Source organism: Streptomyces paradoxus (genome assembly GCF_014202475.1).
Lineage (GTDB): Bacteria > Actinomycetota > Actinomycetes > Streptomycetales > Streptomycetaceae > Streptomyces > Streptomyces paradoxus.
The window spans coordinates 573536-587714 of sequence record NZ_JACHGV010000004.1 but is presented as its reverse complement, the minus strand read 5'-3'; the positions used below and the strand labels follow the sequence as shown (position 1 = coordinate 587714).

Genomic DNA, 14179 nt, shown 5'->3' with positions numbered 1-14179 from the left:
AACCGAAGGGACACCGTGAGAGAGCTGCGTATCCGGGTGCTGGCCGGCGTCTTCGTCGTGGCCGGAGTCCTGTCCTGGGCGGGCGCCCGCCTGTGGAACTCGGTCGGAACGCTCCCCAGCGTCCCCCTGGCCGCCCCCATCGTCCTGGCCGTGATCGCCGTGATCCTGCTGGCCACGGCGCTCTCGATCCGCGCCCGTCTCAAGGCCCAGCGCGAGCGCCGCCCCGAGGCCAAGGGCGTCGACCCCCTCATGGCGGCCCGCGCGGTCGTTTTCGGCCACGCCAGCGCCCTGGTCGCCGCCCTGGTCTCCGGCATGTACGGCGGCACCGGCGTCTTCCTCCTGGAATCCCTCGACATCCCCGCCCGCCGAGACCAGGCCATCTACGCCGGCCTTTCCGTCCTCGCGGGCATCGGCGTCATAGCGGCCGCCCTCTTCCTGGAACGCGTCTGCAAGCTCCCGGAGGACGACGAGAACGACGGCACAGGGGTGGCCCCGACGGTGTGAGGCAGGGCGGCGTCAGCGGGCCATGATGAGGCTCATGGCCTCGTTACGGGTCGCCGGGTCGCGCAGCTGCCCCCGGACCGCCGAGGTGATCGTCTTCGCGCCCACCTTCCGGACCCCGCGCATGGACATGCACATGTGCTCGCACTCGACGACGACGATCACGCCGCGCGGCTCCAGGATCTCCATCAGGGAGTCGGCGATCTGCGTGGTGAGCCGCTCCTGCACCTGCGGGCGCCGGGCATAGACGTCCACCAGCCGGGCGAGCTTCGACAAGCCCGTGATCTTGCCTTCGACGGACGGGATGTAGCCGACGTGCGCCACGCCGACGAACGGCACGAGATGGTGTTCGCAGGAGCTCAGGACTTCGATGTCCTTCACGAGGACCATCTCGTCGTGCCCCAGGTCGAACGTCGTGGTCAGCACGTCCTCGGGCTTCTGCCACAGCCCCGCGAATATCTCCCTGTACGCCCGCGCCACCCGCGCCGGCGTCTCCCGCAGGCCCTCTCGGTCCGGGTCCTCGCCGACCGCGATCAGCAGTTCGCGTACGGCGTTCTCGGCGCGCTTCTCGTCGAACTCGCCGATCTGGCCCTCGCTGTCCAGCGTCACGGGGTCGGTCATCTGGTGCCTCGTTCCTGTGTCCTTCACGGGGGCCTGCGCATATGGCGCAAAGCCGCGCCCCCCAGGCTACCTGGGGGGCGCGGCATCTATTCCGGGGATTCCGGGGCCGGTGGGCCGGCCGGGAGCCTGGTCAGCTCTCGGGACGGTCCTCCGGGGTGCGCTCGGGCGCCGGGGCGGGCTCCGCCACGGTGCTCTTCGCGGTGGAGATGGCCGGCGTCGCGCCGTTCGCGCCGTTCGTCAGGGCCAGCTCCTTGGGGGAGAGGACCGGCGGACGGGTGGACGGCGTACGGCGGGAGGAGCCCGTCCAGGCGGGCCGCGGCGGGCGCTTGACGATGGGGGCGAAGATCTCGGCGATCTCCTCCTTGCCCAGCGTCTCCTTCTCCAGCAGCTGCAGCACCAGGTTGTCGAGGACGTCGCGGTTCTCGACCAGGATCTCCCACGCCTCGTTGTGCGCGGTCTCGATGAGCTTCTTGACCTCTTCGTCCACGAGCGCGGCGACCTCTTCCGAGTAGTCGCGCTGGTGAGACATCTCACGGCCGAGGAACGGCTCGGTGTTGTCGCCACCGAACTTGATCGCGCCGAGACGCTCGGTCATGCCGTACTGCGTGACCATCGCGCGGGCCAGACCGGTGGCCTTCTCGATGTCGTTGGCGGCACCCGTGGTCGGGTCGTGGAAGACGAGCTCCTCGGCCGCGCGGCCGCCCAGCATGTAGGCCAGCTGGTCCAGCATCTCGTTGCGCGTGGTCGAGTACTTGTCCTCGTCCGGCAGCACCATCGTGTAGCCGAGTGCCCGGCCTCTCGACAGGATCGTGATCTTGTGCACGGGATCGGAGTTCGGCGAAGCCGCCGCGACCAGGGCGTGTCCGCCCTCGTGGTACGCGGTGATCTTCTTCTCCTTGTCCGACATGATCCGGGTCCGCTTCTGCGGGCCCGCGACCACACGGTCGATCGCCTCGTCCAGCATGTGGTTGTCGATCAGCTTCTGGTCACTGCGGGCCGTCAGCAGGGCGGCCTCGTTCAGCACGTTGGCCAGATCGGCACCCGTCATGCCGGGCGTACGGCGGGCCATGGCCGACAGGTCGACGTCGGGCGCGACCGGCTTGCCCTTCTGGTGGACCTTGAGGATCTCCAGACGGCCCTGCATGTCCGGGCGGTCGACGGCGATCTGCCGGTCGAAGCGGCCGGGGCGCAGCAGCGCCGGGTCGAGGATGTCGGGCCGGTTCGTCGCGGCGATGAGGATCACGCCGCCCTTGACGTCGAAGCCGTCCATCTCGACGAGGAGCTGGTTCAGGGTCTGCTCGCGCTCGTCGTGACCGCCGCCGAGGCCGGCGCCGCGGTGGCGGCCGACCGCGTCGATCTCGTCGACGAAGACGATCGCCGGGGCGTTCGCCTTGGCCTGCTCGAACAGGTCACGGACCCGGGAGGCACCGACACCGACGAACATCTCGACGAAGTCGGAACCGGAGATCGAGTAGAAGGGGACGCCCGCCTCGCCCGCGACGGCACGCGCGAGCAGGGTCTTGCCGGTGCCGGGAGGCCCGTAGAGCAGGACGCCCTTGGGGATCTTGGCGCCGACGGCCTGGAACTTGGCCGGCTCCTGGAGGAACTCCTTGATCTCGTGGAGCTCCTCGACGGCCTCGTCGGATCCGGCGACGTCGGCGAAGGTCGTCTTGGGGGTGTCCTTGGTGATGAGCTTCGCCTTGGACTTCCCGAAGTTCATGACCCGGGAGCCGCCGCCCTGCATCTGATTCATCAGGAACAGGAACACGACCACGATCAGCACGAAGGGCAGCAGCGAGAGCAGGATGCCGACGAACGGGTTCTGCTTGGACGGCGAAACCGTGTAGCCGTCCGGGATCTGCTTGTCCTGGTACTTGTTCTGCAGCGTGTTGGCGATGTCCACGCCTTGATCGCCGATGTAGCTCGCCTGGATCTTCGAGCTGCCCTCGACCTTTACGCCGTCCTTGAGCGTGGCCTTGATGGTCTGTTCGTCACCGGTGGTCAGCTTGGCCGACTCGACCTTGTTCTGGTTGATCGCCTGGACGACCTGGCCGGTGTCCACCGTCTTGTAGCCGCCGGACGAGCCGACGACCTGCATCAACACGACCACGGCGAGGACGGCCAGCACGATCCACATGACCGGCCCACGGAAGTATCGCTTCACGTCCATCCATACGGAGCGGTGCCGCCCCGTCCCTCCTGCCATAGTGAGTTTGATAAAAGACTGTTCTTCGGACGGTACCCCAGCATTGCCACCTGAAGCCGCGTGGGACAGCTGGCGACCCGCCTACGCCTGCTCCAACGGCGGGAAGCCCGCTGGGGTTCCCGATCACCGTCACGGCACCGCGGCCGGGATTTCAGCCGCCGTACACGTGGGGCGCGAGCGTACCGACGAACGGGAGGTTGCGGTACTTCTCGGCGTAGTCGAGGCCGTATCCCACGACGAATTCGTTGGGGATGTCGAATCCGACCCATTCCACGTCGATGGCGACCTTCGCGGCCTCGGGCTTGCGCAGCAGCGTGCACACCTTGAGGGATGCGGGCTCGCGCGAGCCGAGGTTGGAGAGCAGCCAGGACAGGGTCAGGCCGGAGTCGATGATGTCCTCGACGATCAGGACGTGCTTGCCCTTGATGTCGGTGTCGAGGTCCTTCAGGATCCGCACCACACCGGAGGACTGGGTGCCCGCCCCGTACGAGGATACGGCCATCCAGTCCATGGTGACGGAGGTGGACAGCGCCCGCGCGAGGTCGGCCATGACCATCACCGCGCCCTTGAGGACTCCGACGATCAGCAGGTCCTTGCCCGCGTACTCAGCGTCGATCTTCGCGGCCAGCTCGGCCAGCTTGGTGTCGATCTCTTCCTTGGTGATGAGCACCTTCTCGAGGTCGGCACCCATGTCTTTCGCGTCCACCCGCATCACTTTCGGTCGTCCCACCGGCCGAGCGGCCCCTCCTGGCGACTGCGGGGAGGGGTCGTGGTTCAGCCTTGCCGAATCACCAGTCTGCCACCCTGCCGCCGAGCCACGACCTTGCCGGGGAGGTTGATGGCTCCCTGACCGCGCCAGCCGGTGATCAGCCGGTCGATTTCCTCGATGTGGCGGGCGAACAGGCTTCCGGCGGGCGCACCGGCCTCGATGGCGGCCCGGCGCAGGACACGGCGGCGTACGGCGGGCGGCAGGGCGTAGAGCTTGGCGCACTCCAGCAGTCCCGCTGCGTCGCGGACTCCGGCCTCGGCCTGGCTCGCCCAGGAGTCGAGGGCGTCGGCGTCGTCGCGGGAGAGCTGGGCCGTTCGGGCGAGGGCCTCGACGACGCCTTTGCCGAGGGCCTTCTCCAGGGCGGGCAGGCCCTCGTGGCGCAGCCGGGAGCGGGTGTAGGCCGGGTCGGCGTTGTGGGGGTCGTCCCAGACGGGCAGGGACTGGACCATGCAGGCCTTGCGGGCGGTCTGCCGGTCCAGTCCAAGGAAGGGGCGCCGATAACGGCCGCCGGCCCCCGAGACCGCGGCCATTCCGGACAGGGAGCGGATGCCGGAGCCCCGGGCGAGACCGAGCAGGACGGTCTCGGCCTGGTCGTCGCGGGTGTGGCCGAGCAGGACCGCGGCGGCGCCGTGCCGTTCCGCGGCGGTGTCCAGTGCGGCGTAGCGGGCGTCGCGGGCGGCGGCTTCGGGTCCGCCGTTGCGACCGACGGTGACGGCGACGGAGTCGACGGGGTCGAGGCCGAGTTCGCGCAGGCGCTGGACGACTTCCGCGGCGCGCAGGTCGGAGCCGGGCTGGAGGCCGTGGTCGACGGTCACGCCGCCGGCGGTGATGCCGAGCTTGGGGGCCTCGAAGGCGAGGGCGGAGGCCAGAGCCATGGAGTCGGCGCCGCCGGAGCACGCCACGAGCACGAGCGGCGGGGGTGGCGGTACCTCCCTGCTCGAGGGCAGCCTGGAGCTCGGGGGAAGCTCGCGCGGGAGGGCATGCGCTACCGCGGCGGGGGCGCGGTGGTGTTCGGTGAGGAGGTCGTGGAGGACGCGGCGGACCGCCAGGCGTATCGCCGCGACCGCAGGATGGGGACCCATGTCCGGTTCCCTTCATGAAGTTTTCGGGGGGTGAGCCCGCGTGTCGGTCACGCAGAGTGTGTAGATGGTGACAGAACCGGGCCGTTCCCCGAGCATTGCACGCCTACCCCTGCCTCACGGTCCCTCGGACGGGTGATTGGAGGGGCGTTCGCCTGCCGTCGGCCGGTTTCCTTTCACGACCTTCCCGCGATGTTCACTACTCGGCCCTGCGGTGCACCCGCGCGACCCAGTCCGCCGGTTTGGCGATCTCCGACTTGGTGGGGAGGGTGTTGGGCGAGGTCCACACGCGGTTGAAGCCGTCCATGCCGACCTCGTCGACGACGGCCCGCACGAAGCGTTCGCCGTCCCGGTACTGGCGGAGCTTGGCGTCCAGGCCGAGCAGCTTGCGCAGGGCCAGGTCCAGGCGGGAGGCGCCCTTGGCGCGGCGCTGCTGGAACTTCTCGCGGATCTCCCCGACGGACGGCACGACGGCCGGGCCGACACCGTCCATCACGAAGTCGGCGTGGCCCTCCAGCAGGGACATCACGGCCGTGAGGCGGCCGAGGATCTCGCGCTGGGCGGGGGTCTGGACGATCTCGACGAGTGAGCGCCCGCCGTCGTCCTCCTCGGCCTCGGGACGGCCTCCGGCGAGGGTCTGGGCGGCTTCCCGGACGCGTTCCAGGACGGTCATGGGGTCGACGTCGGTCTCCTGGAGGAACGCCTGGATCTCACCCTCCAGGTGGTCCCGCAGCCAGGGCACGGCGGTGAACTGGGTGCGGTGCGTCTCCTCGTGCAGGCACACCCAGAGCCTGAAGTCGTGCGGGTCGACGTCGAGTTCGCGCTCCACGTGAACGATGTTCGGGGCGACGAGCAGGAGCCGGCCGCCGCCGTTCGCGCCGGACGGGAGTTCGCGGGTGGCCGGGGCGAAGGTCTCGTACTGGCCGAGGACGCGGGAGGCCAGGAAGGACAGCAGCATGCCGAGTTCGACGCCGGTGACCTTGCCGCCGACGGCGCTCATGACCGAGCCGCCGGGGGTGTCGCCGCGCCGTTCCTGCATCTTGTCGAGCAGGGGCCTGAGGATTTCCCGGAACCCGGCGACGTTCGCCCGGATCCAGCCCGGGCGGTCGACGACGAGGACGGGGGTGTCGTGCCCCTCCTCGGTGCCCAGAAGGGTGAATCCGCGGACGTGTTCCTCCGAGGCCTTGGCATGCCGGCGCAGCTCCGCGACGACGGCCCGGGCCTCGTCGCGACTGACCTCCGGGCCCGGCCGTACGAGCCGGGTCGCGGTCGCCACCGCGAGATTCCAGTCGACCATGCCGGTTGAAGCACCACCGATGCTCGTCATGCGTCAACCGTACGTGAGCGCCGACCGCTGGGGCAGGGCGGCGAGGGCCGGGGGCTGCCGGGGTGGTCCGCGAGGACGCGGCGCCGGTGGCCGTCACCTGCAGCCGCACGCCGCCAGCGCACTCGCGATCCGGTCCAGAGCCTGCTGGGTCGCCGCCGGCCTGCCGGGGTCCGTGTCCGTGGCCATGAACGCGAAGGCGAGCAGGCGGCCGTCCTCGTCGACCAGGGTGCCCGCGAGGGTGTGGACGCCGGAGAGAGTGCCGGTCTTGGCGCGGACGACGCCGGATGCTCCGTCCGTGTAACGGGTGGTCAGGGTGCCGGTGAAGCCGGCGACGGGGAGGCCGGTGAGGGCCGGCCGGAGCTCGGGGTGGGAGGGGTCGGCCGCCTTGGCGAGCAGGGCGGTGAGGAGGTCGGGGGTCAGCCGGTCGGCGCGGTTCAGGCCGCTGCCGTCCTTGAAGGCGGCGCCCTTCACGGGGAGGCCGAGTTTGCGCAGCTGGGAGCTGATGGCCTTGCCCGCGCCGGCGAAGTCGGCCCGGTTGCCCGTGGCGATGGCCGTCTGGCGGGCGAGGGCCTCGGCGATGTCGTTGTCGCTGTTGGTCAGCATGCGTTCGACGATGGCGGAGAGCGGGGGCGAGGAGACCGTCGCGAGGGTCTTGGCGCGGTTCGTGGCCTTGGACGGGCCGGGGGCCGTGGTCTTGATGCCGTGAGACTTCAGGAGGTCCCCGAACCGGCGGGCCGCGTCCGCCGCCGGGTCCGCCACGCGCTGGGCCGGGCCGCTGACCGAGTCGTTCGTGCGGCCCTCGTCGGCCATCAGGGGAGTGACGAGGGCGAGATTGCCGTCGACCCCGATCGGGTGCATTTCGTCGCCCGCGTAGCGGGTCTTGTCGTAGGAGAGGGTCACCTCGCGCACGCCCCGGTCGGCGAGGGCCGCGGCCGTCCCGGCGGCCAGGGTGCGCAGGCTCGCCGCGCCGTCGGCGCTCTTGCGGGCCGTGAGCGTGGGGTCGCCGCCGCCGACCAGGACGACTTCCTTCGTGTCGGGTTCCAGCGCGGCGCGGGTGGTGAGGCGGTGGTCGGCGCCCATCGCGGACAGCGCGGCGACGGCCGTGGCGACCTTCGTCGTGGAAGCGGGCGTGAGCACGGTGCCCGGGGCCTTGCCGAACAGGCGCCTGCCGGTGGTCACGTCGATGACCGCGGCGGCGGGCCGGGGGCCGAGGGCGGGGTCCTTGAGCAGGGGCGTGAGGGCGTCGGCGAGGGCCTTGCCGTCCGGGGCGGACTTCACGGTGCTGACGCCGCCGAGGCCGGTCAGCACCGGTCCGGCGCTGGGGGCGGGCCGGGGCCTGCCGGGGGCGCCGGGGGCACTGCCGTGATCTGTGCCACCCGCGCGGCCCAGGGCCACTGCCCGGTCCCGCTCGGCCGTACGCTGACCCGAGGAGTCCCAGGGACCGGCGGCGGTCACCACACCGGCGGTCAGTGCGAGTCCGGCGGTGGCGGCGCCCGCGGTGTACTGCCAGGTCTTCGGCCGCGCGACCTTCGCGACCTGCGGTTTTCCGGCTCGTGCGAGCCGCGCGAGCCGTGGTTTCGTGGCTGCTGCGGCCCGGGCCAGGCGCGGTCGTACGGCATCCGCGAGCCGCACCACGTGCGGTTTCGCGGCCCGCCAAGGCCTCAGCTCTGGCACGACCACCAGCCCCTTTCGCGATCACACACCTGCGTGAGGGACACTTAACCACCAGAACTATGTGTTGATCATGGAGGAGCCACCGGTGGAGTTCGACGTCACGATCGAGATTCCGAAGGGTTCGCGCAACAAGTACGAGGTGGACCACGAGACCGGTCGTATCCGCCTGGACCGGCGACTCTTCACCTCGACCGCCTACCCGACCGACTACGGCTTCGTCGAGAACACCCTCGGCGAGGACGGCGACCCGCTGGACGCGCTGGTCATCCTCGACGAGCCGACGTTCCCGGGCTGCCTGATCCGCTGCCGGGCGATCGGCATGTTCCGCATGACGGACGAGGCGGGCGGCGACGACAAGCTGCTGTGCGTGCCGTCGACGGACCCGCGCGTGGAGCACCTGCGGGACATCCACCACGTGTCGGAGTTCGACCGGCTGGAGATCCAGCACTTCTTCGAGGTCTACAAGGACCTGGAGCCGGGCAAGTCGGTCGAGGGCGCCAACTGGGTGGGCCGTACGGACGCCGAGATCGAGATCGAGCGGTCCTACAAGCGCTTCAAGGAGAGCGGCGGTCACTGACCCCCTCCCCTGTTGCCGACGGGCCGCACGCCTGCGCGTGCGGCCCGTTCGTCCGTCTGTGCGCATACTGAGGCTGTGGGGGGTACGAGGCCCACGTGTCGTACAGGGAGCGCCAGGCAGTGACGGACGCGGAGGACCGCAAACCGAAGACGGACGAGGCGAGGAGTGCGTTCCTGCCTCCGGCCGGGACCGGCGTCGACGGGGACATGTCGACGACGTCGGAGTTCGCGATCCCCGAGGGCCTGGCCCTGCACAGAACGGCCGGCGCGGAGTCGGAGACGACGTCCGAGTTCGCCGTGCCGCGGGGGCTGGACGTCCATGCGGCGCCCGCGGCGGAGCAGGAGGGGTCGGCCTTCACCCCGCCGAGCACCTACAGCTCGAAGCATCCCCCGACGGCCTTCACACCGCCGAGCGGGATCCCCGTGGTCAGCCTGACCAAGGACGTGCCCTGGCAGGACCGGATGCGCACGATGCTGCGCATGCCGGTGGCGGAGCGGCCGGCGCCGGAGATCAGCCAGCGCAGCAGCGACGAGAGCGGCCCCGCGGTGCCGCGCGTGCTCGACCTGACGCTGCGTATCGGCGAGTTGCTGCTGGCGGGCGGTGAGGGCGCCGAGGACGTGGAGGCGGCGATGTTCGCCGTCTGCCGGTCGTACGGCCTGGACCGCTGCGAGCCCAACGTCACCTTCACGCTGCTGGCGATCTCCTACCAGCCGTCCCTCGTCGACGACCCGGTCACGGCGTCGCGGACCGTGCGCCGCCGGGGCACCGACTACACGCGGCTGGCGGCGGTGTACCAGCTGGTGGACGACCTCAGCGACCACGAGGCGGCGGTCTCCCTGGAGGAGGCCTACCGGCGGCTGGCGGAGATCCGCCGTAACCGGCACCCCTACCCCGGCTGGGCGCTGACCGGTGCGAGCGGGCTGCTGGCCGGTGCGGCCTCCGTGCTCGTGGGCGGTGACCTGATCGTGTTCGTGGCGGCGGCGCTGGGCGCGATGCTCGGTGACCGGCTGGCGTGGCTGTGCGCGGGGCGCGGACTGCCGGAGTTCTACCAGTTCACGGTGGCCGCGATGCCGCCGGCCGCGATAGGGGTCGCGCTGACGCTGGGCCACGTGGACGTGAAGGCCTCCGCGGTCATCACCGGTGGGCTGTTCGCGCTGCTGCCCGGGCGGGCGCTGGTGGCGGGTGTGCAGGACGGCCTGACGGGCTTCTACATCACCGCGTCCGCGCGGCTGCTGGAGGTTCTGTACTTCTTCGTCGGCATCGTCGCGGGTGTGCTGGTGGTGCTGTACTTCGGCGTGCAGCTGGGGGCGCGGCTCAACCCCGACCAGGCGCTCGGGGCCTCCGACGACCCGCTGATGATGATCGGCGCGTCGATGCTGCTGTCATTGGCGTTCGCGGTGCTGCTCCAGCAGGAACGATCCACCGTGCTGTGGGTGACGCTGAACGGCGGTGTCGCGTGGGTGGTGTACGGCGCGATGCACTACGTGGGGGACATCTCGCCGGTGGCGTCCACGGCGGCCGCGGCGGGACTGGTGGGGCTGTTCGGGCAGTTGCTGTCGCGCTATCAGTTCGCCTCCGCCCTGCCCTACACGACCGCGGCGATCGGGCCCCTGCTGCCGGGTTCCGCGACGTACTTCGGGCTGCTGGCGATCGCGCAGAACAAGGTGGACCAGGGGCTGGTGTCGCTGTCCGCGGCGGTGGCGCTCGCCATGGCCATCGCCATCGGGGTGAATCTCGGGTCGGAGATCTCCCGCATGTTCCTGCGGATCGGGTCGGCGGAGAAGCGGCGGGCCGCCAAGCGGACCAGGGGTTTCTGAGGGGTCCGCCGGCGGCCGTGGGCCTCCGGGGCGGTGCGGGCGGCGCCCCGCCCCCACGGGACGGCCGGCTCAGTAACCGCCGTTGTTGTAGGGCCCCTGCTGCGTGCCGTAGGGCTGCTGCTGGCCGTAGCCCGGGCTCTGCGGGTACTGGCCGTAGTACTGCTGGTCGTCGTAGCCGTTCCGGTTGCCGTACGGGGGCTGCTGCGGCTGCTGGTGGGGCGGCTGGTCGTCGGGGGTGATGCGGCGGAGCTGGGTCGTGGCGTCGTCCATGGCGGGGGGCTGCTGCTGCCGCTGCTCGGGGGCCTCGGCCGCCGCGCGCTTCTTCTTCGAGCGGTCGCGCAGGTACTCGATGATGATCGGGACGATGGAGAGCAGGACGATCAGCATGAGGATCGACTCGACGTTCTTCTTGATGAAGCCGATCTGGCCGAGCCAGTAACCCGCGAGGGTGACGCCGGTGCCCCAGGCGATGCCGCCGATGATGTTGTACGTGAGGAACGTGCGGTACTTCATGCGGCCGGCGCCGGCCACGATGGGGGCGAAGGTGCGCACGATGGGGACGAAGCGGGCCAGGACGATCGCCTTGGGGCCGTACTTCTCCATGAACTCGTGGGCCTTGTCCAGGTTCTCCTGCTTGAAGAGCTTGGAGTTGGGACGGTTGAAGAGCTTCGGGCCCAGGAACTTGCCGATCATGTAGCCCACTTGGTCGCCGATGACGGCGGCGAGCACGATCAGCGTGCAGACCAGCCACAGCGGCTGGGTGATGTAGGTGCCCTCGGCCACGAAGAGGCCCGCCGTGAACAGCAGGGAGTCACCCGGCAGGAACGCGAAGAGACCGGACTCCGCGAAGACGATGAGCAGGATGCCGGGCAGGCTGAACGTCGAGATCAGGTAGTCCGGGCTGAGCCACTCGGGGCCGAGCGCAAGCGTGGTCACGGGGATGTGGCTCCTGCTGCTGTGGGGTACGGGCTGGGGCTGGCTGCCTCAAAGTATCAACGCAGCCGTCATGGCCCAGGTTCCATGGGCGTACTCAGGATGCACTGTGCGCGGTCCCGGTCAAAGCTGTGAACCATGGGCATCGATGAATACGGCGGCGGTCAGGGCCCGGAGCCCGAGGTCCTCGTCGTCACCACGAACGACGTACCCGGCTACCACGTGCGGGAGGTGATCGGCGAGGTCTTCGGCCTGACCGTGCGCTCCCGGCACCTGGGGAGCCAGATCGGCGCCGGGCTGAAGTCGATGGTCGGCGGCGAGCTGCGCGGGCTCACCAAGACGCTCGTGCAGACCCGCAACCAGGCCATGGACCGACTCGTCGAACAGGCACGCACACGGGGCGCCAACGGCGTCCTGGCGTTCCGCTTCGACGTGACGGAGGCCGCGGACGTGGGCACCGAGGTGTGCGCGTACGGCACGGCGGTGGTCCTGACCCGGGAGTGAACCACCCCCGGGGCAGGGATCAGGAGGTGTGACGGGCCGCGTTCGCGGCGATCGCGTCCCTCAGGTGCTCCGCGAGGCCGGGGCGCATCGCGTCGTAGAACGCCTTGAACCGCTCGTCGGAGACGTACATGTCCCCCAGGCAGCGGTGGAGCTCGTGGGAGCACTCGTAGAACCACGTGCAGATGTGCTGCCGGTGCTCCTCCGCCAGGGCCATGGCCGGCTCGCCGGTGGGCGGCTCGCCCGCCGACATCAGGGCGCCGTAGCGCTCCCCCCAGTCGGCGGCCTCGGCCTGGACGCGTTTCCAGTCCTCCTTGGTGTAGCTCGCGGTGCGGCGCTGCGACTCGGCGTACGCGTCCGTGTCGCCCCAGCGCGCCTCCACCTCCTCGGCGTACTGCTCCGGGTCCTTGCCCCCGAAGACCTCGAACTTCTCCTCGGGTGTGAGGTTGAGTCCCATCGTGCGTGCCTCCATGGCGTGCTCCACGGCCGCCGCCATCTTCCGCAGCTTCTCGATCCGGGCGGTCAGCAGTTCGTGCTGCCTGCGCAGGTGGGCGCGCGGGTCCGCGTCCGGGTCGTCGAGCAGGGCGGCGACCTCGTCGAGCGGGAAGCCGAGCTCCCGGTAGAACAGGATCTGCTGCAGCCGGTCGAGGTCGGCGTCGCTGTAGCGCCGGTGGCCCGCGTGGCTGCGTTCGCTCGGGACGAGCAGGCCGATGTCGTCGTAGTGGTGCAGCGTGCGCACCGTGACGCCGGCGAAGCCCGCGACCTGTCCCACGGAGTAGTTCACTTCCGCTCCCTTCTTCCGTGCTCCACGGTCGGGCCTCACGCCACGTGAGGTGCAAGCGTGTTTGCGAATTGTCCGCTTTGCGGCGTTTATGGTGTGCGCGTGGTCCAGGATCCCGCGCAGCAGGCGCCCTCCGTCACCCCCGCGACTCCCGCCCGCACCCTGGTGCCGACGATCCTGCCCGCCCTGGCCGTGGGAGTCCTGTCCAGCCTGGTCCTGGTCGGGGTGGAGACCGCCGCCGAAGAACTCCAGGACGTGCTCTGGGGGCCGCTGCCCGACGCGCTGGGGATCGGCCGGTACTCCGTGGCGTGGATGTTCGTGGTGCTCGTCGCGACCGGCCTCGCGGTCGGGCTGGTGGTGTGGAAGGTGCCGGGGCACGCGGGCCCGGATCCCGCCACCCTCGGACTGGAGGCCCCCGTCCTGCCGCCCGCCGTGCTGCCCGGGCTGGTGCTGGCGACCGCGCTGATGCTGGCGGGCGGCCCGAGTCTCGGCCCCGAGAATCCGATCATCGCCGTGAACGTCGGTCTGGCGGTCTGGCTGGGCGGCCGGCTGATCCCCCGGGCGCCCGGCCGGGTCTGGCCGGCGCTGGCGGAGGCGGCGACCATCGGCGCGCTGTTCGGCACCCCGGTGGCGGCCGCGCTGGCGATCTCCGAGCTGCTGGCCCGGCAGGAGACCCGCGGCATGCTGTGGGACAACCTCTTCGCGCCGCTGACCGCAGCGGCCGCCGGTTCCCTGACCGTCGCCCTCCTCGATCACCCGAGCTTCGACCTGAACCTGCCGTCCTTCGGCAGGCCGGGGTGGTCCGACCTGCTGGCGGCGGTCGTGGTCGCCGGGGCGGGCGCGCTGCTCGCCCTCTGCGCGGTGCGGGCCTTCCCCTACGTCCACGGGGCGTTCCGGCGACTGAAGCACCCGATGCTGATGCTGCCCGCGGGCGGGATCGTGCTCGGCGCTCTCGCGGCGGCGGGCGGCCATCTGACGCTGTTCAAGGGACTCGACGAGATCGCCACGCTGGCGCACGACCCGGACGGCTGGTCGGCCGGGGAGTTCGCCGTGATGACGGTGGTGAAGCTGGCCGCGCTGGTCGTCGCCGCGTCCTGCGGTTTCCGCGGCGGACGGATCTTCCCCGCCGTGTTCGTCGGCACCGCCCTCGGGCTGTGCGCGCACGCCCTGGTGTCCGGGGTGCATCCCTCGGTGGGCGTGTCCGCCGGTGTGCTCGGGGTGCTGCTGGCGGTCACGCGGCAGGGCTGGATCAGCCTGTTCGTCGCCGCGGTGCTGGTCGCCGAGCCCGGCGTCATCGCCCTGCTCTGCGTCGCCTCGCTGCCGGCCTGGCTGCTGGTGACGGGCCGGCCGCAGATGCAGCTGCGCGAGGACGGCACATCGGTCCGCTGAAGCC

At 70.8% G+C, this 14179-nt stretch carries 13 protein-coding genes; 5 read left to right on the top strand and 8 right to left on the bottom strand.

Annotation, left to right across the window (positions count from 1 at the left end; genetic code table 11):
* Positions 1 to 15: 15 nt before the first annotated feature.
* Complete coding sequence (locus tag HNR57_RS17205) at positions 16 to 504, top strand: DUF3180 domain-containing protein (RefSeq protein WP_184560865.1); 489 nt, start codon at positions 16 to 18, stop codon at positions 502 to 504.
* A 12-nt stretch (positions 505 to 516) separates the two neighbouring features.
* Here HNR57_RS17205 and folE read toward each other — a convergent pair whose 3' ends face one another.
* The 6 genes from folE to dacB all read right to left on the bottom strand — a co-directional run bounded on the left by folE (position 517) and on the right by dacB (position 8183).
* Positions 517 to 1122 (bottom strand): GTP cyclohydrolase I FolE, encoded by a 606-nt coding sequence (folE, locus tag HNR57_RS17200; protein ID WP_184560864.1) that lies wholly within the window; start codon positions 1120 to 1122, stop codon positions 517 to 519.
* A 130-nt stretch (positions 1123 to 1252) separates the two neighbouring features.
* Positions 1253 to 3292, bottom strand: a complete 2040-nt coding sequence (gene ftsH / locus HNR57_RS17195) for an ATP-dependent zinc metalloprotease FtsH (RefSeq protein ID WP_184560951.1) — start codon at positions 3290 to 3292, stop codon at positions 1253 to 1255.
* 187 nt (positions 3293 to 3479) lie between these two features.
* Positions 3480 to 4019: a hypoxanthine phosphoribosyltransferase gene (gene hpt / locus HNR57_RS17190; protein ID WP_246554661.1), complete on the bottom strand. Its 540-nt coding sequence runs from the start codon at positions 4017 to 4019 to the stop codon at positions 3480 to 3482.
* An 83-nt stretch (positions 4020 to 4102) separates the two neighbouring features.
* Positions 4103 to 5179, bottom strand: coding sequence for a tRNA lysidine(34) synthetase TilS (gene tilS / locus HNR57_RS17185; protein WP_184560863.1), 1077 nt, complete (start codon positions 5177 to 5179; stop codon positions 4103 to 4105).
* A gap of 196 nt (positions 5180 to 5375) precedes the next feature.
* A complete protein-coding gene (locus HNR57_RS17180; protein ID WP_184560862.1) occupies positions 5376 to 6503 on the bottom strand; it encodes an Rv3626c family coenzyme F420 biosynthesis-associated protein in 1128 nt (375 codons plus the stop codon).
* A gap of 93 nt (positions 6504 to 6596) precedes the next feature.
* Positions 6597 to 8183, bottom strand: a complete 1587-nt coding sequence (gene dacB, locus HNR57_RS17175; RefSeq protein WP_184560861.1) for a D-alanyl-D-alanine carboxypeptidase/D-alanyl-D-alanine endopeptidase — start codon at positions 8181 to 8183, stop codon at positions 6597 to 6599.
* Between the two features lie 79 nt (positions 8184 to 8262).
* Between dacB and HNR57_RS17170 the strand changes: the two genes are divergently transcribed.
* Positions 8263 to 8754 (top strand): inorganic diphosphatase, encoded by a 492-nt coding sequence (locus tag HNR57_RS17170; protein ID WP_033310291.1) that lies wholly within the window; start codon positions 8263 to 8265, stop codon positions 8752 to 8754.
* 119 nt (positions 8755 to 8873) lie between these two features.
* Positions 8874 to 10571: a threonine/serine exporter family protein gene (locus tag HNR57_RS17165; RefSeq protein ID WP_184560860.1), complete on the top strand. Its 1698-nt coding sequence runs from the start codon at positions 8874 to 8876 to the stop codon at positions 10569 to 10571.
* A 69-nt stretch (positions 10572 to 10640) separates the two neighbouring features.
* Here the strand turns inward: HNR57_RS17165 and HNR57_RS17160 are convergent, their stop codons facing one another.
* Positions 10641 to 11507 (bottom strand): DedA family protein, encoded by an 867-nt coding sequence (locus tag HNR57_RS17160; protein ID WP_184560859.1) that lies wholly within the window; start codon positions 11505 to 11507, stop codon positions 10641 to 10643.
* A gap of 135 nt (positions 11508 to 11642) precedes the next feature.
* Between HNR57_RS17160 and HNR57_RS17155 the strand changes: the two genes are divergently transcribed.
* The gene (locus tag HNR57_RS17155; RefSeq protein WP_184560858.1) at positions 11643 to 12008 is read left to right on the top strand and encodes a YbjQ family protein; all 366 of its coding nucleotides are present in this window, start codon (positions 11643 to 11645) and stop codon (positions 12006 to 12008) included.
* A gap of 19 nt (positions 12009 to 12027) precedes the next feature.
* Here HNR57_RS17155 and HNR57_RS17150 read toward each other — a convergent pair whose 3' ends face one another.
* Positions 12028 to 12789, bottom strand: a complete 762-nt coding sequence (locus HNR57_RS17150; RefSeq protein WP_184560857.1) for a MerR family transcriptional regulator — start codon at positions 12787 to 12789, stop codon at positions 12028 to 12030.
* Between the two features lie 99 nt (positions 12790 to 12888).
* Between HNR57_RS17150 and HNR57_RS17145 the strand changes: the two genes are divergently transcribed.
* The gene (locus HNR57_RS17145) at positions 12889 to 14175 is read left to right on the top strand and encodes an ion channel protein (RefSeq protein WP_184560856.1); all 1287 of its coding nucleotides are present in this window, start codon (positions 12889 to 12891) and stop codon (positions 14173 to 14175) included.
* Positions 14176 to 14179 lie beyond the last annotated feature (4 nt).

Bases quoted from the DNA above. Each gene is read 5' to 3' on its own strand.
- folE (WP_184560864.1), bottom strand. From the start codon at position 1,122: ATGACCGACCCCGTGACGCTGGACAGCGAGGGCCAGATCGGCGAGTTC.
- ftsH (WP_184560951.1), bottom strand. From the start codon at position 3,292: ATGGACGTGAAGCGATACTTCCGTGGGCCGGTCATGTGGATCGTGCTG.
- hpt (WP_246554661.1), bottom strand. From the start codon at position 4,019: ATGGGTGCCGACCTCGAGAAGGTGCTCATCACCAAGGAAGAGATCGAC.
- tilS (WP_184560863.1), bottom strand. From the start codon at position 5,179: ATGGGTCCCCATCCTGCGGTCGCGGCGATACGCCTGGCGGTCCGCCGC.
- HNR57_RS17180 (WP_184560862.1), bottom strand. From the start codon at position 6,503: ATGACGAGCATCGGTGGTGCTTCAACCGGCATGGTCGACTGGAATCTC.
- HNR57_RS17155 (WP_184560858.1), top strand. From the start codon at position 11,643: ATGGGCATCGATGAATACGGCGGCGGTCAGGGCCCGGAGCCCGAGGTC.